Source organism: Arthrobacter sp. APC 3897, from assembly GCF_030407495.1.
Classification (GTDB): domain Bacteria; phylum Actinomycetota; class Actinomycetes; order Actinomycetales; family Micrococcaceae; genus Arthrobacter_B.
In genome coordinates this window covers 15,595-36,684 of the sequence record NZ_JASDDG010000025.1, presented here as the reverse complement: position 1 = coordinate 36,684, position 21,090 = coordinate 15,595, and the positions used below count along the sequence as shown (strand labels likewise).

At 63.7% G+C, this 21,090-nt stretch carries 20 protein-coding genes; all 20 read right to left on the bottom strand.

The genetic code is table 11. From position 1 onward, the window contains the following. Positions 1-30 precede the first annotated feature (30 nt). The 20 genes from rplW to QMA10_RS12615 all read right to left on the bottom strand — a co-directional run bounded on the left by rplW (position 31) and on the right by QMA10_RS12615 (position 21,073). On the bottom strand, positions 31-336 hold the full coding sequence (gene rplW, locus QMA10_RS12710; RefSeq protein ID WP_104052736.1) for a 50S ribosomal protein L23: 306 nt from the start codon (positions 334-336) through the stop codon (positions 31-33). Beyond that, positions 333-947: a 50S ribosomal protein L4 gene (gene rplD, locus QMA10_RS12705; protein ID WP_290168877.1), complete on the bottom strand. Its 615-nt coding sequence runs from the start codon at positions 945-947 to the stop codon at positions 333-335. Before rplD ends, rplW begins: the two co-directional genes overlap by 4 nt. Positions 948-951: 4 nt before the next feature. Next, complete coding sequence (gene rplC / locus QMA10_RS12700) at positions 952-1,608, bottom strand: 50S ribosomal protein L3 (RefSeq protein WP_104052738.1); 657 nt, start codon at positions 1,606-1,608, stop codon at positions 952-954. 17 nt (positions 1,609-1,625) lie between these two features. Further along, positions 1,626-1,934, bottom strand: a complete 309-nt coding sequence (gene rpsJ / locus QMA10_RS12695) for a 30S ribosomal protein S10 (RefSeq protein ID WP_003803825.1) — start codon at positions 1,932-1,934, stop codon at positions 1,626-1,628. 738 nt (positions 1,935-2,672) lie between these two features. Continuing rightward, positions 2,673-3,863: an elongation factor Tu gene (tuf, locus tag QMA10_RS12690; RefSeq protein ID WP_104052739.1), complete on the bottom strand. Its 1,191-nt coding sequence runs from the start codon at positions 3,861-3,863 to the stop codon at positions 2,673-2,675. Positions 3,864-4,087: 224 nt separating this feature from the next. Further along, a complete protein-coding gene (fusA, locus tag QMA10_RS12685) occupies positions 4,088-6,202 on the bottom strand; it encodes an elongation factor G (protein ID WP_290168874.1) in 2,115 nt (704 codons plus the stop codon). Between the two features lie 117 nt (positions 6,203-6,319). Beyond that, positions 6,320-6,790: a 30S ribosomal protein S7 gene (gene rpsG, locus QMA10_RS12680; protein ID WP_104052741.1), complete on the bottom strand. Its 471-nt coding sequence runs from the start codon at positions 6,788-6,790 to the stop codon at positions 6,320-6,322. Between the two features lies 1 nt (position 6,791). Continuing rightward, on the bottom strand, positions 6,792-7,166 hold the full coding sequence (gene rpsL, locus QMA10_RS12675; RefSeq protein WP_104052742.1) for a 30S ribosomal protein S12: 375 nt from the start codon (positions 7,164-7,166) through the stop codon (positions 6,792-6,794). 310 nt (positions 7,167-7,476) lie between these two features. Beyond that, on the bottom strand, positions 7,477-8,268 hold the full coding sequence (locus tag QMA10_RS12670; RefSeq protein ID WP_290168873.1) for an IclR family transcriptional regulator C-terminal domain-containing protein: 792 nt from the start codon (positions 8,266-8,268) through the stop codon (positions 7,477-7,479). Between the two features lie 28 nt (positions 8,269-8,296). Beyond that, positions 8,297-8,986 carry a 3-oxoacid CoA-transferase subunit B gene (locus QMA10_RS12665; RefSeq protein WP_290168872.1) on the bottom strand — a complete coding sequence of 230 codons (690 nt, stop codon included), beginning with the start codon at positions 8,984-8,986 and terminating at the stop codon, positions 8,297-8,299. Beyond that, a complete protein-coding gene (locus QMA10_RS12660) occupies positions 8,983-9,666 on the bottom strand; it encodes a 3-oxoacid CoA-transferase subunit A (RefSeq protein WP_290168870.1) in 684 nt (227 codons plus the stop codon). Before QMA10_RS12660 ends, QMA10_RS12665 begins: the two co-directional genes overlap by 4 nt. 8 nt (positions 9,667-9,674) lie before the next feature. Then, a complete protein-coding gene (locus QMA10_RS12655) occupies positions 9,675-10,886 on the bottom strand; it encodes a thiolase family protein (RefSeq protein WP_290168869.1) in 1,212 nt (403 codons plus the stop codon). Then, positions 10,883-11,293, bottom strand: a complete 411-nt coding sequence (gene pcaC, locus QMA10_RS12650; RefSeq protein ID WP_290168868.1) for a 4-carboxymuconolactone decarboxylase — start codon at positions 11,291-11,293, stop codon at positions 10,883-10,885. The genes QMA10_RS12655 and pcaC overlap by 4 nt, the downstream gene beginning before the upstream one ends. A gap of 6 nt (positions 11,294-11,299) precedes the next feature. Next, entirely contained in the window at positions 11,300-12,112 is an 813-nt protein-coding gene (locus QMA10_RS12645) for an alpha/beta fold hydrolase (RefSeq protein WP_290168867.1), read from the bottom strand. Further along, positions 12,109-13,530 carry a lyase family protein gene (locus QMA10_RS12640; RefSeq protein ID WP_290168865.1) on the bottom strand — a complete coding sequence of 474 codons (1,422 nt, stop codon included), beginning with the start codon at positions 13,528-13,530 and terminating at the stop codon, positions 12,109-12,111. The genes QMA10_RS12645 and QMA10_RS12640 overlap by 4 nt, the downstream gene beginning before the upstream one ends. Before the next feature lie 3 nt (positions 13,531-13,533). Then, positions 13,534-14,097: a protocatechuate 3,4-dioxygenase subunit alpha gene (pcaG, locus tag QMA10_RS12635; RefSeq protein ID WP_290168862.1), complete on the bottom strand. Its 564-nt coding sequence runs from the start codon at positions 14,095-14,097 to the stop codon at positions 13,534-13,536. Beyond that, entirely contained in the window at positions 14,097-14,921 is an 825-nt protein-coding gene (gene pcaH / locus QMA10_RS12630; protein WP_290168860.1) for a protocatechuate 3,4-dioxygenase subunit beta, read from the bottom strand. The genes pcaG and pcaH overlap by 1 nt, the downstream gene beginning before the upstream one ends. A 114-nt stretch (positions 14,922-15,035) precedes the next feature. Next, positions 15,036-16,235 (bottom strand): 4-hydroxybenzoate 3-monooxygenase, encoded by a 1,200-nt coding sequence (locus tag QMA10_RS12625; RefSeq protein ID WP_290168858.1) that lies wholly within the window; start codon positions 16,233-16,235, stop codon positions 15,036-15,038. A 78-nt stretch (positions 16,236-16,313) separates the two neighbouring features. After that, positions 16,314-17,084: an IclR family transcriptional regulator gene (locus tag QMA10_RS12620; protein WP_290168857.1), complete on the bottom strand. Its 771-nt coding sequence runs from the start codon at positions 17,082-17,084 to the stop codon at positions 16,314-16,316. A gap of 98 nt (positions 17,085-17,182) precedes the next feature. After that, a complete protein-coding gene (locus QMA10_RS12615; RefSeq protein WP_290168856.1) occupies positions 17,183-21,073 on the bottom strand; it encodes a DNA-directed RNA polymerase subunit beta' in 3,891 nt (1,296 codons plus the stop codon). Between the last annotated feature and the right edge of the window lie 17 nt (positions 21,074-21,090).

Sequence of the window (21,090 nt, the reverse complement as noted above, 5' to 3'; positions counted from 1 at the left end):
TATTTATTCCTCGTTAAAGTGGTCTCCGCCCTAGCTGAGCGGACCGCCGAAGATGTCGATTGTGCCGTCCTTCAGGGTGACAATGGCGCGCTTGGTGTTCTTGCGCTGTCCCCATCCGAACTTGGTCCGCTTACGCTTACCGGCACGGTTGATGGTGTTGATCGAGTCGACCTTGACGGAGAAGATTTTCTCCACGGCCAGCTTGATCTCGGTCTTGTTGGAGCGGGGGTCAACCAGGAAGGTGTACTTACCTTCGTCGATCAGGCCGTAGCTCTTTTCCGAAACGACGGGTGCAAGCACTACGTCGCGAGGGTCCTTAGCGGTGGTCGCGCTCATTTGGCGTCCTCCTTGACAGTGTTCTTGCCGACGAACTCGTCGTAGGCAGCCTTGGTGAAGACCACGTCGTCGGCAACCAGCACGTCGTACGTGTTCAGCTGATCTACATAGATCACGTGAACATCGGTGAGGTTGCGCACGGACAGTGCAGCAACGTCGTTGGCGCGCTCGATAACAACGAGCATGTTCTTGCGTTCGGTCAGCGAACGCAGGGACTGACGCGCAGCCTTGGTGGACGGCGTTTCGCCGGCTACCAGGGTTTCCAGCACGTGGATGCGGCCGTTGCGTGCCCGGTCGGAGAGTGCACCGCGGAGTGCGGCAGCAATCATCTTCTTGGGGGTGCGCTGGCTGTAGTCGCGGGGCGTCGGTCCGTGGACAACGCCGCCACCGGTCATGTGAGGAGCACGGATGGAACCCTGACGGGCGCGGCCGGTACCCTTCTGCTTGAACGGCTTGCGGCCTGCACCGGAGACCTCTGCGCGGGTCTTCGTCTTGTGCGTACCCTGGCGGGCAGCTGCAAGCTGAGCAACTACAACCTGGTGCAGAAGCGGAACGTTCGTCTGAACGTCGAAGAGTGCTGCGGGGAATTCAACAGTGGTTTCGTTAGCCATCAGACTAAGCTCCCTTCACGGCGGTGCGTACGAGGACGACCTGGCCGCGGGCGCCGGGAATGGCACCCTTGATCAGCAGGAGCGACTTCTCGGCGTCCACACCGTGAACCGTGAGGTTCATCGTGGTGTGGCGGACAGCGCCCATGCGGCCTGCCATCCGAACGCCCTTGAAGACGCGGCCCGGGGTGGATGCGCCACCGATGGAACCGGGCTTACGGTGGTTCTTGTGTGCACCGTGGGAGGCACCGACGCCGTGGAAGCCGTGACGCTTCATGACACCGGCAAAGCCCTTGCCCTTGGAGGTTCCGGTGACGTCGACCTTCTGGCCGGCTTCGAAAATCTCAACGGAGAGTTCCTGGCCCAGCTCGTAGGTGTCGGCGTCTGCGGTGCGCAGTTCAACAACGTGGCGGCGAGGCGTAACGCCTGCCTTTTCAAAGTGGCCGGCCAGCGGCTTGGTCACCTTGCGCGGGTCGATCTGGCCGTAGCCGATCTGAACGGCGGTGTAGCCGTCCTTGTCCGCGTTGCGCAGCTGCGTAACAACGTTTGAGTCAGCCTGGACAACGGTCACGGGGATGAGCTTGTTGTTCTCGTCCCAGACCTGGGTCATGCCCAGCTTGGTGCCCAGAAGGCCCTTGACCTGGCGTGTAAGTGAAGTAGACATAAGTATCCGCTCCCCCCCTACAGCTTGATTTCGATGTTCACGTCTGCAGGCAGGTCAAGACGCATCAGCGAGTCAACGGCCTTAGGCGTGGGGTCAATGATGTCGATCAGACGCTTGTGCGTGCGCATTTCAAAGTGCTCGCGGCTGTCCTTGTACTTGTGCGGCGAACGGATAACGCAGTACACGTTCTTCTCCGTGGGCAGCGGCACGGGGCCTACTACCGTTGCGCCTGCACGCGTGACCGTCTCAACGATCTTCCGTGCTGATACGTCGATGACCTCGTGGTCATACGACTTCAGCCGGATGCGGATTTTTTGTCCCGCCATGGCGTCGTGCCTCTTTCTTCGAGTATTGCTCTCTGTACAGTTTTTGTACCTAGCTGCCTTTACGGCCTGGCACTCCTCCAACAGACTGAATCCGGATAAATCCGGGTTCCTCACCCTGCCGAGGCTCCGACCCCCGCGCTCGGGCGTGTCGCGGATGTTGCATCTGCGACGCCCAGGCAAGAATGGGGGCGGGTTATATATGGGCTTTTCCCCTGAAGGATCCGACCCTGCATCAGGCATTATCCTGACCGGGACGCAATCTCATCACACGCTTAGGGCCGATCCCTTCGGACCGGACGGGCGCATGCGGGCACAAAAGCGCTTGAACAACTTCTCTAGTTTGCCAGAACGGCAGAGAAACCGCCAATCGGCGTTCTGCTGCCAGGCAACTTGCCGCGGTGATCCGCAGCCTATAACAAGTCAACGTGTTCCAGTCTAGCGCAGGCCGGGCCGTGCGGAAAATCGGCCTTAGGGTTTGCGGCGGGAACGGCGTATGCGCCTGCCTCTGTCGATCTCATGGCGAAACGTGCGCCGGACCCACACCGCGGCGCCGGCGACGCCCAAAACAAGGCCAAGAATTATCAGCAGTTCCATGTCTCGATCCTAAACCAGTTCGGCGGCCCGCCTGCCCCGGTTAAAAGCAAGATGTCCCCGCTGCCGAAGCAGCGGGGACATCTTTTCAGTTCGTATCCGTACCCGGAGGCAGGATCCTCACCGAAGACTCAGCAAGTAAGGAAATTACTTGATGATCTTGGTGACACGGCCTGAACCAACGGTGCGGCCACCTTCGCGGATAGCGAAGCCGAGGCCTTCTTCCATGGCGATGGGCTGGATGAGCTCAACGGTCATCTCAGTGTTGTCGCCGGGCATAACCATTTCCGTGCCCTCGGGCAGGGTGATAACGCCGGTTACGTCCGTGGTGCGGAAGTAGAACTGCGGGCGGTAGTTCGAGTAGAACGGGTTGTGGCGTCCGCCTTCATCCTTGGACAGGATGTAGACGTTGGCCTCGAAGTCGGTGTGCGGGGTGATGGAACCCGGCTTGACGACAACCTGGCCGCGCTCTACGTCTTCGCGCTTGATGCCGCGGAGCAGGAGACCACAGTTCTCGCCTGCCCATGCTTCGTCAAGCTGCTTGTGGAACATCTCGATACCGGTAACCGTGGTCTTCTGGACCGGACGGATGCCGACAATCTCGACCTCGGAGTTGATGGCAAGGGTACCGCGCTCGGCGCGGCCCGTGACAACGGTTCCACGACCGGTGATCGTGAAGACGTCCTCGATCGGCATCAGGAACGGCTTGTCCTTGTCGCGGATCGGGTCCGGCACGTTGTTGTCAACGGCTTCCATGAGCTCTTCGACGGAAGCAACCCACTTGGGGTCGCCTTCCAGAGCCTTGAGGCCGGAGACGCGCACGACGGGAGCGTTGTCGCCGTCGAATTCCTGGGAGCTCAGCAGTTCGCGAACTTCCATTTCAACGAGGTCCAGCAGTTCCTCATCGTCGACCATGTCGGACTTGTTCAGTGCGACCAGCAGGTAGGGAACGCCAACCTGGCGGGCGAGCAGAACGTGCTCGCGGGTCTGGGCCATCGGACCGTCGGTAGCGGCAACCACGAGGATTGCGCCGTCCATCTGAGCTGCACCGGTGATCATGTTCTTGATGTAGTCAGCGTGACCGGGGGCGTCTACGTGTGCGTAGTGGCGCTTCTCGGTCTGGTACTCGATGTGCGAGATGTTGATGGTGATACCGCGCTGGCGCTCTTCAGGTGCAGAGTCGATAGCAGCGAAATCGCGCTTTTCATTCAGATCAGGGTACTTGTCAGCAAGCACCTTCGAAATGGCAGCGGTCAACGTCGTCTTTCCATGGTCAACGTGACCAATGGTGCCGATGTTGACGTGCGGCTTAGTCCGCTCGAACTTTGCCTTCGCCACGGGTTCCTCCTAGAAAGGTTGAAGACTCAATCTCCAACAGCGCTTCTCGCTGCTGAAACTGATGTAAGTCTACTGGGGGCTGTTTATTTGATGAAATTGCCGTCTATCCGCAGCAGCCTGGCGAGGCCGCTCAGTCTGGCTATGCAGCGGGCTTCCGGTGTTGGCCTTGGCCCGCTGCACACGGTTGGTGTTCCGAAGTTGCCCCCGGAACACCAACCAGGGTTTTATTCGCCGCGCGTCTTCTGGATGATCTCGTCGGCTACTGCCTTCGGGACCTCCGCGTAGCTGTTGAACGACATGGAGTACACTGCGCGGCCCTGCGTCTTGGAACGCAGGTCGCCGATGTAACCGAACATGCCGGACAGCGGTACGTGAGCACGGATGACCTTTACGCCTGCGGCGTCTTCCATGGACTGCATCTGGCCGCGGCGGGAGTTGATGTCACCGATAACTTCACCCATGTATTCCTCAGGGGTGCGGACTTCAACATCCATCAGCGGTTCGAGCAGGACAGGGTTCGCCATGCGGGCGGCTTCCTTGAAAGCCTGTCGCCCGGCGATCTTGAACGCCATTTCCGAGGAGTCAACGTCGTGGTAGGCGCCGTCAAGCAGGATTGCCTTGATGCCAACCACGGGGTAGCCGGCGAGCACACCGTCAGTAAGCGCGCTCTGGATACCCTGGTCAACGCTGGGGATGTATTCACGGGGAATACGGCCACCGGTGACCTTATTGTCGAACTCGTAGAACGTGCCGTCGGAAGTATCCAGCGGCTCGATGGCGATCTGGACCTTTGCGAACTGGCCCGAACCACCGGTCTGCTTCTTGTGCGTGTAGTCGTGCTTGGCCACTGCGCGCTTGATGGTTTCGCGGTAGGCAACCTGGGGCTTGCCCACGTTTGCCTCGACGCGGAATTCACGGCGCATGCGGTCAACCAGGATGTCCAGGTGCAGCTCGCCCATACCGGCGATGATGGTCTGGCCTGTATCTTCGTCGAGGGAGACCTGGAAGGTCGGGTCCTCTTCGGAGAGCTTCTGAATGGCCGTGGAGAGCTTCTCCTGGTCACCCTTGGTCTTCGGCTCGATGGCCACGGAAATCACGGGCTCCGGGAAGCTCATGGATTCCAGCACGATCGGGTTCTGAAGGTCGCACAGGGTGTCGCCCGTGGTGGTGTCCTTCAGGCCGATCGCAGCGTAGATGTGACCGGTGGTGATCTCTTCGACCGGGTTTTCCTTGTTGGCGTGCATCTGGAAGAGCTTTCCGATGCGCTCCTTCTTCTGCTTGGTCGCATTCATGACCTGGGCGCCGGAAGCAGCGTGACCGGAGTACACGCGGATGTACGTCAGGCGGCCGAAGAACGGGTGCGTGACAACCTTGAACGCCAGGGCCGAGAACGGAGCGTTGGCATCAGCGGCACGTTCGAGGATGACCTCTTCGTCGCGGATGTCGTGGCCCTTGATGTTCGGGACGTCCAGCGGGTTCGGCAGGTAGGCGACGACGGCGTCAAGCATCGGCTGTACGCCGCGGTTCTTGAACGCGGAACCGCAGAGCACCGGGTAAACCAGCGAGTTGATCGTCAGGTGGCGGATGCCGGCCTTGATTTCCTCGGTGGTGAATTCTTCACCTTCGAGGTACTTGTTCATCAGTTCGTCGCTGGCTTCAGCAACGGTCTCGATGAGCGCGGCACGGTACTCTTCAGCCTTTTCGGCCAGATCGGCCGGGATGGGCTCGACTTCGTACTTGGCACCCATGGTGACGTCACCCTTGGAGTCGCCGCGCCATGTCAGCGCACGCATCTCGACCAGGTCAACAACACCTTCAAATTCGCTCTCGGCGCCGATGGGCAGCTGGATAACCAGCGGCTTCGCGCCGAGGCGGTTAATGATGGTGTCCACGGTGAAGTAGAAGTCAGCGCCGAGCTTGTCCATCTTGTTGACGAAGCAGATGCGCGGGACGTTGTACTTGTCAGCCTGGCGCCAAACAGTCTCGGACTGCGGCTCCACGCCTTCCTTGCCGTCGAAAACGGCTACAGCGCCGTCGAGCACGCGCAGGGACCGCTCAACCTCGACCGTAAAGTCAACGTGACCCGGGGTGTCGATGATGTTGATCTGGTTGTTGTCCCAGTAGCACGTGGTAGCTGCGGAGGTAATGGTGATACCCCGCTCCTGCTCCTGTGCCATCCAGTCCATGGTGGACGCACCGTCGTGGGTCTCGCCAATCTTGTGGTTGACACCCGTGTAGAACAGGATGCGCTCGGTTGTGGTGGTCTTGCCGGCATCAATGTGGGCCATGATGCCGATGTTGCGGACCTTGTTCAGGTCGGTAAGCACGTCAAGTGCCACGGTTTCTCCCTTAGTTGGTTTTTGCCGGTTCGACTGCGTTTATCTGCTTCGGGCCCCGCACCCCGCAGGAAGCGGAATGCAGGGCCTTGAAGGAGTGGCCGCCGTCGGCCTGGCTTATTACCAGCGGTAGTGTGCGAAGGCCTTGTTGGATTCAGCCATCTTGTGGGTGTCTTCGCGGCGCTTGACTGCTGCACCAAGACCGTTGGAAGCATCCAGGATCTCGTTGCGCAGACGCTCGGTCATGGTCTTTTCGCGGCGGGCCTTGGAGTAGCCAACCAGCCAGCGCAGGGCCAGTGCAGTTGCACGGCCCGGCTTGACCTCAACCGGAACCTGGTAGGTGGCGCCGCCGACGCGGCGGGACTTGACCTCAAGGCTGGGCTTGATGTTGTCCATGGCCTTCTTCAGGGCTGCAACGGGGTCTCCCCCGGTCTTTTCCTGAGCGCCTGCGAGTGCACCGTAAACAATGCGCTCGGCGGTGGACTTCTTGCCGTCAACGAGAACCTTGTTGATCAGCTGAGTGACCAGCGGGGAGCCGTAAACGGGATCCAGTACGAGCGGCCGCTTGGGGGCCGGACCCTTGCGGGGCATATTACTTCTTCTCCATCTTCGCGCCGTAACGGCTGCGAGCCTGCTTGCGGTTCTTGACACCCTGGGTGTCAAGTGCGCCGCGAACGATCTTGTAACGAACACCGGGCAGGTCCTTCACACGACCACCGCGAACGAGCACGATGGAGTGTTCCTGCAGGTTGTGACCCACACCGGGGATGTAGGCGGTCACTTCAATGCCACCGTTCAGGCGCACGCGGGCAACCTTACGCAGTGCAGAGTTCGGCTTCTTCGGGGTGGTGGTGTAAACGCGGGTGCAGACACCACGGCGCATCGGGCTGCCCTGGAGGGCAGGAGCCTTGGTCTTGGAGACCTTGGGTGACCGGCCCTTGCGGACCAGCTGCTGAATCGTAGGCACTTTCGTGTTCTCCGTTTTTTCTCGAGATAAGTTCTCTTGGTTGCTCCGCCCCGCTGTCAGCTGTTGGAACAGCCGAGGCGACGCGCTTTAAGTCGTCGTTTCCGCAATGCCTCGAGAAGCTCCGATACTCTCGCCGAAAGCGACCGTAGGCGTGCAAAAGTGTGGCATTCGTTGCACAGGAACCCTGCAACCCGGAAACAGGTCCGCTACGATGAGCGTCCTTCATCCACTGCCACACAAACAATTGATTATTAGTCTAACAGACTTAAGCTTCCCCGCCTGACGATGCGGCGAGAATCACATCCCGGAGCTAGCTCCCGGCGACCAGTCCGGCGGTAATCTTTGCCGCAGTCTGCCGCAGATGCGGCAAAACCTCCGCAACGGCTTCTTCCAGCGTACTCCCGCCGGCTCCCAGCGATGCCTGCATGGAGGTATTGATGGCTGCAATCACATCCCCGCCGGGTCCGCGGACCGGGACCGCAACCGAGCGCAGTCCCGCTTCCAGCTCCTGGTCCACGACGGCCCGGCCCGCCTCGCGGACCCGTTCAATCTCGTCCCGGAGTTCCGGAACAGAGGTCAGGGTCCGCTCCGTCAGCGGCTGCAGCCGGACCCCGGCCAGGTACTGCTCCAGCTCCGCGGCCGGCAGGCCGGCCAGCAGGACCCGCCCCATGGAGGTGGCATAGGCGGGGAACCGGGTGCCGACGGCAATGCCAACGCGCATCAGGCGCCGGGTGTGGATGCGGGCAACGTAGACGATGTCCTGACCGTCAAGGATGGACGCGGAAGTTGACTCCGAGATGGCGCGCGAGAGATCTTCCAGCAGGGGCTGAGCCAGCTGCGGCAGCGTCTGGCCCGAGAGATACGAATACCCCAGGGCAAGCACTTGGGCGGTCAGCTCAAAGTTGCGGCCGTCCGTGCGCATATATCCCAAATCCACAAGCGTCCACAGGAACCGCCGGGCAGTGGCGCGGGTCAGCCCGGTCCGGCGGGAGACGTCGCTGAGTGTCATGCTGACGTGGTCTGCGTCAAAGGACCGGATCACGCTGAGGCCGCGTGCCAGCGACTGGATGTGCTGGCCGCCGGCGGCGGGGGTCTCGCTCATGTCTCCCTCGTGGATTACGGGGCCGGCTTTAACCGCCGGCGGGATCGCGGATCAGCGGGACGTCCACCGCGGCGGCCAGCTCTTCGAAGCTGATGCCGTGGGTCTCACGCACGTGCACGCCGTCCTCCTTCAGCAGGAAGACCGCTTCATTAGTGTAGACGCGGGTTACGCAGCCCACGCCCGTCAGGGGGTAGGTGCACTCCCGGACGAGTTTGCTCAGGCCGTCGCGCGTGAACAGGGACATCATGACGTAGACGTCCTTGGCACCGGTTGCCAGGTCCATGGCTCCGCCAACGGCCGGAACCGCGTCAGCGGCGCCGGTGTGCCAGTTGGCCAGGTCTCCTGAGGCCGAGACCTGGAACGCGCCAAGCACGCAGACGTCCAGATGACCGCCCCGCATAATGGCGAAGGAATCGGCGTGGTGGAAGTACGCTGCTCCCGGCAGCTCGGTGACCGGGATCTTTCCGGCGTTGATCAGGTCACCGTCGATCTCGGCACCCTGTGCCTGGGGCCCCATTCCCAGCATCCCGTTTTCCGTGTGCAGGGTGATCTGCTGTTCCGGCATCAGGTAATTGGATACCAGGGTGGGCTGGCCGATCCCGAGGTTGACGTAGGAGCCGGGGGCAATGTCCCGCGCCACCAGTTCGGCGAGCTGGAACTTGTCCAGGCGGGCACCGGTTTCCGTCCCGCCTGCCGTGTCTGCTGCTGAAGTGTTCATGCTGCTGCCGGTTCCTTTTCCTCTGCCACACGCACCAGCGTGTTCACGTAAATACCCGGTGTGACGACGTGCTCCGGGTCCAGCCCGCCCGGCTCCACGACGTCGCGGACCTGGACGATGGCGTTCTTCGCCGCAGCGGCCATGACCGGACCGAAGTTGCGGGCTGTCTTGCGGTAGACCAGATTCCCCGCCCGGTCCGCGCGCAGCGCCTTGATGAGGGCAAAGTCAGCGGAGAGCGGCGTTTCGAAAACATAGCCGCGGCCGTCGATCATCCGGGTTTCCTTGCCTTCGGCCAGCATGGTTCCGTACCCGGTGGGCGTGAAGAAGCCGCCGATGCCGGCCCCGGCAGCACGGATCCGCTCGGCAAGGTTGCCCTGCGGTACCAGCTCCAGCTCTATCTCCCCGGCCCGGTACTTCGCGTCGAACAGCTGGGAGTCGGACTGCCGCGGGAAAGAGCAGATGATCTTCCGCACCCTTCCGGCGCCGATGAGGGCAGCCAGGCCGTTTTCACCGTTGCCGGCATTATTGTTTACCACCGTCAGGTCCGAGGCCCCCTGGCGGAGCAGCGCCTCGATGAGTTCCACGGGCTGGCCGGCTTTGCCGAAACCGCCGATCATGACGGTTGCCCCGTCGGTGATGGACGCAACTGCTTCGTCGACGTCCTGCGCAATGTTGAGCACAGTTTCTCCTAGCTAGCCGTGGTAGTTGAGTTTTCGAGCACTACGGCCAGTCCCTGGCCGACGCCGATGCAGATCGCGGCAACACCCCACCGCTCACCGGTGGCCTGCAGCCGCCGTGCCAGCGTTCCCAGGATCCGGGTCCCGGAGGCGCCGAGCGGATGGCCGATGGCCACCGCGCCTCCCCACGCGTTGACGATGTCCGGGTCAATGTCCCAGGCGTCGAGGCATGCCAGGGACTGGGCGGCGAAGGCTTCATTGAGCTCGACGGCACCCACGTCAGCCCAGCTGATCCCGGCTCGCTTGAGGGCGAGACGGGCGGCTTCAACCGGCGCATAGCCGAAGTACTGCGGTTCGTTTGCGGCGGCGCCGCGCCCGGCAATGCGGGCCAGCGGCGGCAGCCCCAGAAGGCGCTCGGCTGCCTCGCTTCCCAGCCAGGCAGCGGAGGCGCCGTCGTTCAGCGGGGAAGCGTTGCCGGCGGTGACAGTGCCGCCGGAGGCATCGTTGCCGGCAGGCCGGAACACGGTGGAAAGCGCGGACAGTTTCTCAGCCGTGGAACCGGGGCGGATGGATTCGTCCCGTTCCAGGGACGCGCCGTCCACCGCGACGGTCAGGTTGGCGTAGTTTCCCTCGTCCCAGGCCCTGGCTGCGAGCACGTGGGACTTCGCGGCAAACTCGTCCTGGCGTTCCCGCGTGATGTTGTATTTCTCACGCAGCTGTTCCGTCGCTTCGCCCAGCGATACGGTCCATTCCGGCGGCATGGCCGGATTGACGAGCCGCCAGCCCAGCGTGGTGGAGGCCAGCGTCTGGTTCCCGGCGGGGTACGCCTTGTCGTTTTTGGGAAGCACCCATGGTGCCCGGCTCATGGACTCCACACCGCCGACAAGAACAAGATCAGCTTCTGCCGTGTTGATTTGCCGGGAGGCAATGACGGCGGCGTCCAGGGAAGAGCCGCACAGCCGGTTCACCGTGGTTCCCGGGACCGACGTGGGCAGCGATGCCAGCAGTGAAGACATCCTGGCAACGTTGCGGTTCTCCTCGCCGGCACCGTTGGCGTTGCCGAAAACCACTTCGTCCACGGTCGCGGGATCCAGGTCCGGCGCGCGGTCCACCGCGGCGCGGATGACCTGCGCTCCCAGGTCATCAGGCCGCACTCCGGCCAGCGCACCGCCGAACTTGCCGAACGGCGTGCGGACCGCGTCGTAGATGTACGCCTGATTCATCGTGTCTCCAAGGTGTCGAGCTCCGCGAAAACCTGCTGTGCCGTCTTGAACGCCGAGTTGGCGTCCGGAACACCGCAGTAGATCGCCGACTGCAGGATGATCTCCTTGATCTCGTCCCGGGTCAGCCCGTTGGTCAGCGCGGAGCGGACGTGCATGGCGAACTCCTCCGAGTGTCCGCGGGCGATCAGTGCGGTGAGCGTGATCGCGCTGCGCATGGTCCGGGGCAGACCCGGGCGGGTCCAAATGCTCCCCCACGCGTACTTGGTGATCAGCTCCTGGAAGTCCTCGGTAAATCCGTCCCTGACGGCGTTCGCACGGTCCACGTGGGCGGCGCCGAGCACTTCGCGGCGAACAGCCATCCCTTCGTCGTAGACGTCCTGCTGGGTCTTGCCTGCGTCCTTGATCACGGAACCCTACAGTCCTTCCTGATATGCGGCACCAAAGAAAGTGCGCAGCAGTTGAGCGGTTTCCGCCGGTTTTTCGGCGGGAAGCAGATGGGCGGCGCCCTCGACGGCGGCACTGGTGCCGTTGGGTGCGTGCCCGGCAATATAGTCGGCGAACGACGGCGGGGTGACTGGGTCCTGCTCCCCCGCCAGCGCGAGCAGCGGCAGCGTGATGTCGCCGAGCCTGCCGCGGACGTCGAACCCGGCCAGTGCCTCACAGCACCACGCGTAAGAGAACCGTTCAGCGTCCTGGAGCGAGTGCAGGAGGGCAGCGGAGGCGGCAGGTTCGCGGTCAATGAAGCCGGGGGCAAACCAGCGTTCAGCGGAACCGGCCAGGACGGCGGGAGTGCCCTGGTTCCGGACTGTTTCGGCGCGCTCCGCCCAGCCTGCCGGTTCCCCGATTTTGGCGCCGGAACACAGGATGGCCAGACCCTCGAAGTCCCGGGCATGGTCCAATCCCAGCTGCAGCCCGACCGCCCCGCCGAGGGAGACACCGGCGTAATACACGCTTTGCTCCCCGCTGATGTCGCCGCCGGCACGAGCTGCGGCAACCAGGGCGGCAACGCCGTCGGACAGGTCCGCCACGCTGAACGGCTCGGTGGCCGCCGGGCTGAGGCCGTGTCCGGGAAGGTCCCAGGCGATCACGGTGAAGGATGGGAGCGCCGCTGCTGTCGAGGCCCACAGCGCCGCGGCGGAGGTTCCCAGCGAAGGGCCGGCGATGAGGACGGGAGCCTGCGGACCGGCGGTGCTGAGCAGGCTGGCCTTGAGGACGGGTTGGCTCATCGGGAGCTCCTTGCGGGATAGGCGGAAAGAATACGGTCAATCAGGGCGGAAGCCTCGCCCGCATAGTTGGCGGGATCCAGCTGGGCGGCTAGCTCGTCATCGCTCAGCACATCGGCGGATACTGCCTGGCGCAGCAGCTCAGCGAGGGACTTCCCGGTTGTCTGGGAGGCGGTGACCAGGTCCTGCAGGCGCGCCTTTCCGCTGCCGTGACCGCCGCCGTCGTCCAGCAGCGGAGCAACTGTGGCCATCAACCGTTCGCTGACCACCAGCGGACCGGCAGCGGACAGGTTGTCCCGCAGCGCGGACGTGTTGACCGTGAGCCCTTCAGTGAGTTCGGCAAGTTTGCCGGCAGCCCCCGAGGCCAGCCGCAGCAGGGCACGCAGTGCCTGCCACTCGGTGTGCCAGGAACCGCCGGGACGCTCGTCGTCCGCAGCGCCGGCCGCAGTCTGGAGCTGGACCCCGTAACCCGGTCCGGCCAGCGCGGCGCTGCGGATGAGCACAGACAGCACCGGGTTCCGCTTCTGCGGCATGGCCGAGGATCCGCCGCGGCCCGCCGCCCGCGGTTCGGAAACCTCTGCCACTTCGGGCCGGCTCATCAGCAGGACATCATTGGCGATCTTGCCGGCGGCGGACAACAGGTCCTGCAGGGCGGCACCGACTGCCGTGACGGGCAGCCGGTTTCCCTGCCAAGGTGCGGCCGGCGCTGCCAGCCCCAGCCTGGCGGCCAGCTCGTCGGCGAGCTCCAGCGGCGCCGCCGCTGACCCGGCCGTGTCCACAGCAGTGCGCAGGGCAGCGAGCGTGCCCGACCCGCCGCCCCACTGCAGGGGCAGGTGCGCTGCTGCTGTTTCGAGGGCATCCGCCGCCTGCCCGATCCCGTGCAGCCACTGCGCGGCGCGGAGACCGAAGGTTGAGGGCAGTGAATGCTGGGTAAGCGTCCGGGCCACGCAGAGGCTGTTCCGGTGCTCGACGGCGAGTCCGGCCAGGGCGGCAATGGTCCGCCTTGCGTCGGCAAGAATGCCGGACAGGGTGTCGGCGGTGACCAGCATCAGCGCCGTGTCCAGGATGTCCTGGCTGGTGGCAGCGGTGTGCACGGCTTCGGCCGCAGCCGGCGAATGTTCACGCACCTTGGCGCGCAGATCCGCCAGGAGGGGGATCACCGGGTTCCCTCCCCCGGCGGAGCGGGCGGCCAATGACGCCGGATCGTAGAGCTCGGCGCGGAAGGCGGGGGCGGCGTCGCCGGGCAGCTCCCGGGCGATGAGGCCTGAGCCGGCGAGCACACACAGCCATTGATATTCGACGTCCAGCAGTTTCTGGATTATCCGGCGGTCGCCGGTCCGGTCCGCACCGGCCGTGCCTGCCCACACCGGGGACAGCAGTCCGTAGTCCGCGGCGTCTGAGGCGCTTCCTGACCCGGCCACCGGTCAGGCTCCGGGGAAGGACAGGAAGACGGTTTCATCCGCGCCCTGCAGCCTGATGTTCCAGCGCAGGCCGCCGTCGGCCTCGCGTGTGGCGATCAGGGTGCGGCGGCGGTCCCGGGGCAGCGAGGAAAGCAGCGGATCCCTGGCGAGTGCGTCCTGGTCCTCCGGCAGGTACATCCGGGTGTGCAGCTTATTCAGCAGGCCGCGGGCGAAGATCACTACGGAAATAAACGGTGCGGAGCCTTCCTCCGCCGGTCCCGGATTGACCGTGGTGAAGGTGTAATTACCGGAGTTGTCCACCGCGGTGCGGCCCCATCCGGTGAACGTGTAGCCGTCCCGGACCAGGGAACCTGCACGCTGCGGGATGTTTCCATCGGCGTCAGCCTGCCAGATTTCCAGCAGCGCGTCGGGAATTGGATCTCCCGCACCGTCGGTCACGGTGCCCTGAAGCCGCACGGCGCCGGGCAGGCCGGGCGCGATCAGCTCCCCGCCCTTTTCATAGGGAAGCGCGTAGCCGTAGAAGGGGCCGATGGTCTGGCCGGGAGTGGCTGTGAGTTTTTCGCTCATTACTCTGCGTCCTCTTCTTCCATCCAGGTGCGGTTGCTGCCGCTCAGCACGATGTCCCAGTTGTAGCCGGTGGCCCACTCATGCGAGGTGATGCTGTGGTCGTAGGCGGCGACCAGACGGTCACGGGCCAACGGGTCCGTGATGGACTGGTAGATCGGGTCCAGCGCGAACAGCGGATCACCCGGAAAGTACATCTGTGTGATCATGCGCTGGGTGAAGTCCGTCCCGAAGAGGGAGAAGTGGATGTGCGCCGGCCGCCAGGCGTTGAAGTGGTTCTTCCACGGGTAGGGTCCGGGTTTGATGGTAAGGAACTCGTAGGAGCCGTCATCACCGGTGATGGCCCGGCCGACGCCGGTGAAGTTCGGGTCAATGGGCGCCGGGTGCTGGTCCCGCTTGTGGATGTAGCGGCCCGCCGAGTTTGCCTGCCAGACCTCAATCAGCTGGTTGCGGACCGGACGTCCATCGCCGTCGAGCACCCGTCCGCGCACGATGATGCGCTCGCCCAGGGGTTCGCCGTTGTGCTGGATGGTGAGGTTCGACTCCAGCGGATGCACATCCTGGTGGCCAAAGGCCGGGGACCAGAGTTCAATCGTCTCGGGGTCCGTATGGTGGAGGTTCTTTGTCGGATGGCGCAGCAGGGAGCTGCGGTAGGGAGAGAAGTCGAGGCGGGGCTGGGTTTCCTCCGCACCGCCGTCGTCCACCGATGTGCGGTACGCCGCGTGAATCGACTCAATCTCCGCGGAAATGTGGTCCTGCGAGGCTTCCGCAGCGTCCAGCCGTTCGATCACCAGGCTGTCCTGGATCACGCCTTCTTCGGTTTCCATGATTCTCCCTTGTCAATGTTTCCGGTCCGCCCGTACCGCTCCCCCGGCATCGAGTGGACGGGATCACACTACCCTTTTGTTCATCATGTGTACAAGTGTTCACAATGCGAACACCTAATGCGTAACGGGCCACCCCGTATAGGCCTCGGCGAGGTAGGCGCTGCCGTGGCGCGAACCGACGACGCCGGCCAGCTCCCCCAGCGCGCGCCTGCGTTCAAAGGGGCTGGCATCGGCCCGCGTATGCAGCATGGAGGTCATCCAATATGAGAAGTTCTGGGCCCGCCACACCCGCGCCAGGGCGCGGTCGCTGTACCCGTCCAACATTTCTGTTCGCCCGGTGGAACAGAACGATTCGATAGCCTCAAACAGAACCCGGACATCAGCCAGCGCGAGGTTGAGCCCTTTGGCTCCCGTGGGCGGCACGGTATGTCCAGCGTCGCCGGCCAGGAACATCTTCCCGAAGCGCAGCGGTTCGCAAACGTAGCTGCGGAACTTCAAAAGCGTCTTTTCGAAGACCGGGCCGCGCTGGAGTTGGAAGCCGTCGGGACCGTCCACCCGCAGCTGAAGCTCGTCCCAAATGCGTTCTTCGGACCAATCATCAGGGTTTGTATCCGGGTCAGCCTGGAAGTACATCCGCTGAACAGTCCGGCTGCGCTGGCTGATCAGGGCGAAGCCCCGGTCCGAAGCTGCGTAAATCAGCTCAGGTGCACTCGGCGGTGCCTCCGTGAGGATCCCGAACCAGGCGAAGGGGTACTCAATGAAGTTCTCCCTGCGCTGTTCGGCGGGGATTGCCCGCCGGCAAATGCCCTGCGAGCCGTCCGCACCCACCAGGATGTCGCAGTGGATCTCGAACGCGGCACCCTCGGCATCGGTGAACCGTATTTTGGGGGTATCGGTGGAAAGGTCGAGGACCTCCGTGCCGGAGACCGCCCACCGCACATCCCCGCCGTCGCGCTCCCTGGCCGCAGCCAGGTCCACGAACACTTCATTCTGCGGATACAGCCAGACGGACTCCCCCACCAGATCCTGGAAATCTATCCGGTGGCTGGCCCCGCCGAAGCGAAGGTCAATGCCGTCGTGGCGGTGCCCGTCAGTGAGGACCCTGTTGCTGACACCGTCCTCGGTGAGCATCCGCACCGACCCGTGCTCCAGGATTCCGGCACGGTGCGTGGCGCGGATGGTTTCATAGTCCCGCTTCTCCACCACGATGCTCCCGATGCCGGCTTGGGCGAGCAGATGCGAAAGCATCAGCCCTGCCGGCCCTCCGCCCACAATGCCGACCCTGGTCCTGAGAACCGTGTGTGCTGCGCCCATGCAGTACTCCTTGAAAAGCTGTTGCTGCGAACGTGCCTCAAGTGTGTGCCGGGTCACGCAGTGGCGGCCAAGCGATTCTCATTGAATGGGAAAGGTGGCGCCGAGTTGCACCAGGCCGCGGGAGATTCCACGGGCCGCGGTCATCAGTGCCGGGACGGTGGCGGACGGGTTTTCCGTCCCGGAGGGAACAACCACCCCCAGGGCTGCAGCGGCGTAACCTGTGGCGTCCGGAACCGGAACTGCGATGCCCGTGGTCTCTGCGACCACGGTTCCGGGCAGGCTCGCGTATCCGGTCTGCCGCATGTGGGCCCACTGCCGCCTCAGTTCCGCTGCCGGGGGCATCCCGGTGCCTGCCGTTTCCGCTGCGCGGGCCAGAAAGGCTGCCTGCACGTGCCGGGGCGAGTGCGCCATCAGGACCATCCCGGAGGAGGAAATATGCAGCGGAAGCCTGCCTGCCACTCTGGCGTGGTTCAGGACGGACCCTCGGCTGGAAAGCCGTTCGATAAAAAGCACTTCGTCGCCCCGGAGTACGGACAGCTGGGTATGCTGGCGGACCACCGCCTGCAGATCCTCCATGAACGGCATCGCCACCGCTTTGAGGTCCAGGGCAGCTGAGCTCCGGCTGGCCAGTTCCCAGAGCCTGAGTCCAAGCCGGATCTCGCCGGAGGGTTCACGCTGCAGCAGCCCGTGCCCCGCAAGTTCCGCCACGAGGCGGTGGGCGGTGGACAGCGGCAGGTCGGCACGCCGCGCCACCGCTGCAACGGGCAGTGAAGAATGGGTCTCATCGAAGGCACTGATGATCCGCACGATCCGGGTGGTCATTGTGTCTCCCGAGCGGGAATTGGCCATTCCCAGAGTTTGGCACAAACGCGAAAGGTCCCGCACCAAAACGGTGCGGGACCTTTCCTTACTGCGGCGGGCACGGAGGCCTGCCGCAGCGTTGCAGGTTAGCGGAAGTCGCTGCCCATGTCGTAGTCATCCAGCGGGATGGCGTGGAACTCGGGGCTCAGGCCGCCGTCAACTCCGGCGTAGTCGAAGTCGCTGAAGGCGCTCGGGCCGGTGAAGAGGTTGGCCTTTGCTTCTTCGGTCGGTTCGACGGTGACCTCGGTGTAACGGGGCAGACCCGTTCCGGCCGGGATCAGCTTACCGATGATGACGTTCTCCTTGAGGCCGAGCAGCGGATCACTCTTGCCTTCCATGGCCGCCTGCGTCAGGACGCGGGTGGTTTCCTGGAAGGAAGCAGCGGACAGCCAGGACTCGGTTGCCAGCGACGCCTTGGTGATACCCATGAGCTCGGGACGGCCGGAGGCCGGCTTCTTGCCCTCGGATACCACGCGGCGGTTCTCGGACTCGAAGCGGCGGCGCTCGGCCAGCTCACCCGGGAGCAGGTCCGAATCGCCGGACTCGATCACGGTCACGCGGCGCAGCATCTGGCGGACGATGACTTCCACGTGCTTGTCGTGGATGCCTACACCCTGGCTGCGGTACACGCGCTGGACTTCGTCCACCAGGAATTCCTGTGCCTTGCGCGGGCCAAGGATACGGAGGATCTGCTTGGGATCCACCGCACCGAAGACCAGCTGCTGGCCAACCTCAACGTGGTCGCCGTCGGCAACCAGCAGGCGGGCACGGCGCAGGACCGGGTACGCGATTTCTTCCGAACCGTCATCGGGAGTAACAACCAGACGCATCTGGCGGTCGCTCTCTTCAATGGTGACCCGGCCCGCGGTCTCGGAGATCGGAGCAACACCCTTGGGGGTACGTGCTTCGAAGAGCTCCTGGATACGGGGCAGACCCTGGGTGATGTCCTCAGCGGAAGCAACACCACCGGTGTGGAAGGTACGCATGGTCAGCTGGGTACCCGGCTCACCAATGGACTGTGCGGCGATGATGCCGACGGCCTCGCCGATGTCCACGGTCTTACCCGTGGCCAGGGAGCGGCCGTAGCACAGTGCACAGGTACCGACGGCGGACTCACAGGTGAGTACGGAGCGGACCTTGATGTCGGTAACACCGGCTTCGAACAGCTTCGCGATGAGGACGTCGCCCACATCGTCGCCGCCCTTGGCCAGGACGTTGCCCTGCGGGTCGGTGACGTCGGTGGCCAGCGTACGGGCGTACGCCGAGTTCTCGACCTCTTCGTGCAGCTGCAGCTCGCCGTTGGAATCCGGCACCGCAATGGTGACGTTCAGGCCGCGCTCGGTGCCGCAGTCTTCCTCGCGGACAATGACGTCCTGGGAAACGTCCACCAGACGACGGGTCAGGTAACCCGAGTTGGCGGTACGCAGAGCGGTATCGGCAAGACCCTTACGGGCACCGTGGGTGGCGATGAAGTACTCCAGCACCGACAGACCCTCGCGGTACGAGGACTTAATCGGGCGGGGGATGATCTCACCCTTAGGGTTGGCCACCAGGCCACGGATACCGGCAATCTGGCGAACCTGCAGCCAGTTACCACGGGCACCGGAAGACACCATGCGGTTGATGTTGTTTTCCTTGGGCATGTTCGCACGCATGGCCGCAGCAACTTCGTTCGTTGCCTTGTTCCAAATGTCGATGAGCTCCTGGCGGCGCTCGTCTTCGGCGATCAGGCCCTTGCCGTACTGGCTTTCAACCTTGGCAGCCTGTGCTTCGTAAACCTCCATGATGGCCGGCTTATCGATCGGCGCGGAGATGTCCGAGATGGCAACGGTGACGCCTGAGCGGGTGGCCCAGTAGAAACCGGCGTCCTTCAGGTTATCCAGCGTTGCCGCCGTCATGACCTTCGGGTACCGCTCTGCCAGGTCGTTCACAATGGCGGACAGCTGGCCCTTGTCTGCAACCTTCTCGACCCACGGGTAATCCGCAGGCAGGGTCTGGTTGAAGATGACCTGGCCGAGGGAGGTCTGGATGAGGGCGGGAGTGCCTTCTTCCCAGCCTTCCGGGGCCGGACGGTCGGCGGAGGGCACGAAGCCTTCCAGACGCATGCTGATCTGGGCGTTCAGGTCCAGCTCACCGAGGTCGTACGCCATCAGGGCTTCAGCCGGTGTCGTGAAGAACCGGCCTTCGCCTGCTGCGCCTTCCTTCTTGGTGGTGAGGTGGTGCAGGCCGATGATCATATCCTGCGAAGGCAGGGTGACCGGGCGGCCGTCGGACGGCTTCAGGATGTTGTTCGAGGACAGCATCAGGATGCGTGCTTCCGCCTGCGCTTCGGGGCTCAGCGGCAGGTGCACTGCCATCTGGTCACCGTCGAAGTCAGCGTTGAAGGCGCCGCAGACCAGCGGGTGCAGCTGAAGGGCCTTGCCTTCAACGAGCTGCGGTTCGAAGGCCTGGATGCCGAGGCGGTGCAGGGTGGGTGCACGGTTGAGCAGCACCGGGTGTTCGGTGATGATCTCTTCCAGTACGTCCCAGACCTGCGGGCGGAAACGCTCGACCATGCGCTTGGCGCTCTTGATGTTCTGTGCGTGGTTGAGGTCAACCAGGCGCTTCATCACGAACGGCTTGAAGAGCTCCAGGGCCATCTGCTTGGGCAGACCGCACTGGTGCAGCTTCAGCTGCGGGCCAACAACAATGACGGAACGGCCGGAGTAGTCAACGCGCTTACCCAGAAGGTTCTGGCGGAAACGTCCCTGCTTGCCCTTGAGCATGTCGGAGAGCGACTTCAGCGGGCGGTTGCCCGGTCCGGTGACCGGGCGGCCGCGGCGGCCGTTGTCGAACAGGGAGTCAACAGCTTCCTGGAGCATGCGCTTTTCGTTGTTCACGATGATCTCGGGGGCACCGAGATCCAGCAGGCGCTTCAGGCGGTTGTTGCGGTTGATCACGCGGCGGTACAGGTCGTTGAGGTCGGACGTCGCGAAACGGCCGCCGTCGAGCTGAACCATCGGGCGCAGTTCCGGCGGGATGACCGGGACGGCGTCCAGGACCATGCCCAGCGGGCTGTTGGTGGTGGTGAGGAAGGCGTTGACAACCTTCAGGCGCTTCAGGGCACGCGTCTTGCGCTGGCCCTTGCCGTTCTGGATGATGTCGCGCAGCAGCTCGGACTCAGCCTGCATGTCGAAGTCCTCAAGGCGCTGCTTGATGGCTTCGGCGCCCATGGAGCCTTCGAAGTACAGACCGTAGCGGTCGCGCAGTTCGCGGTACAGGCCTTCGTCACCCTCGAGGTCGCCGACCTTAAGGTTCTTGAAGCGTTCCCAGACCTGCTCGAGGCGCTCGATGTTGTTGTCGGCGTCGCGGCGGACCTTGGCCATCTGGCGGTCGGCGGAGTCGCGTGCCTTCTTCTTGTCGGCTGCCTTGGCGCCTTCTCCCTCAAGGCGTGCAATTTCGCCCTCAAGGTCCTTGGCGATGGCGGCGATGTCGGAGTCGCGCTGGTCGACGAGGTGCTTGCGCTCCAGGTCGTGCTCAGCCTGCAGGTTCGGAAGTTCCGCGTGGCGGTTCTCTTCGTCCACCGAGGTGATCATGTAGGCGGCAAAGTAAATGACCTTTTCGAGGTCCTTCGGAGCCAGGTCCAGCAGGTAGCCCAGACGGGACGGGACACCCTTGAAGTACCAGATGTGGGTCACGGGAGCGGCGAGCTCAATGTGGCCCATGCGCTCGCGGCGCACCTTGGCACGGGTAACCTCGACACCGCAGCGCTCACAGATGATGCCCTTGAAGCGCACGCGCTTGTACTTACCGCAGTAGCATTCCCAGTCGCGGGAAGGACCGAAGATCTTTTCGCAGAAAAGACCGTCCTTCTCCGGCTTCAGGGTTCGGTAGTTGATGGTTTCCGGCTTCTTGACCTCGCCGTAAGACCAACCGCGGATTTCATCCGCGGTGGCAAGGCCGATTCGCATAAGGCCGAACGTGGAATCGTTGGACATGGGTCCCTGTTCTCTCT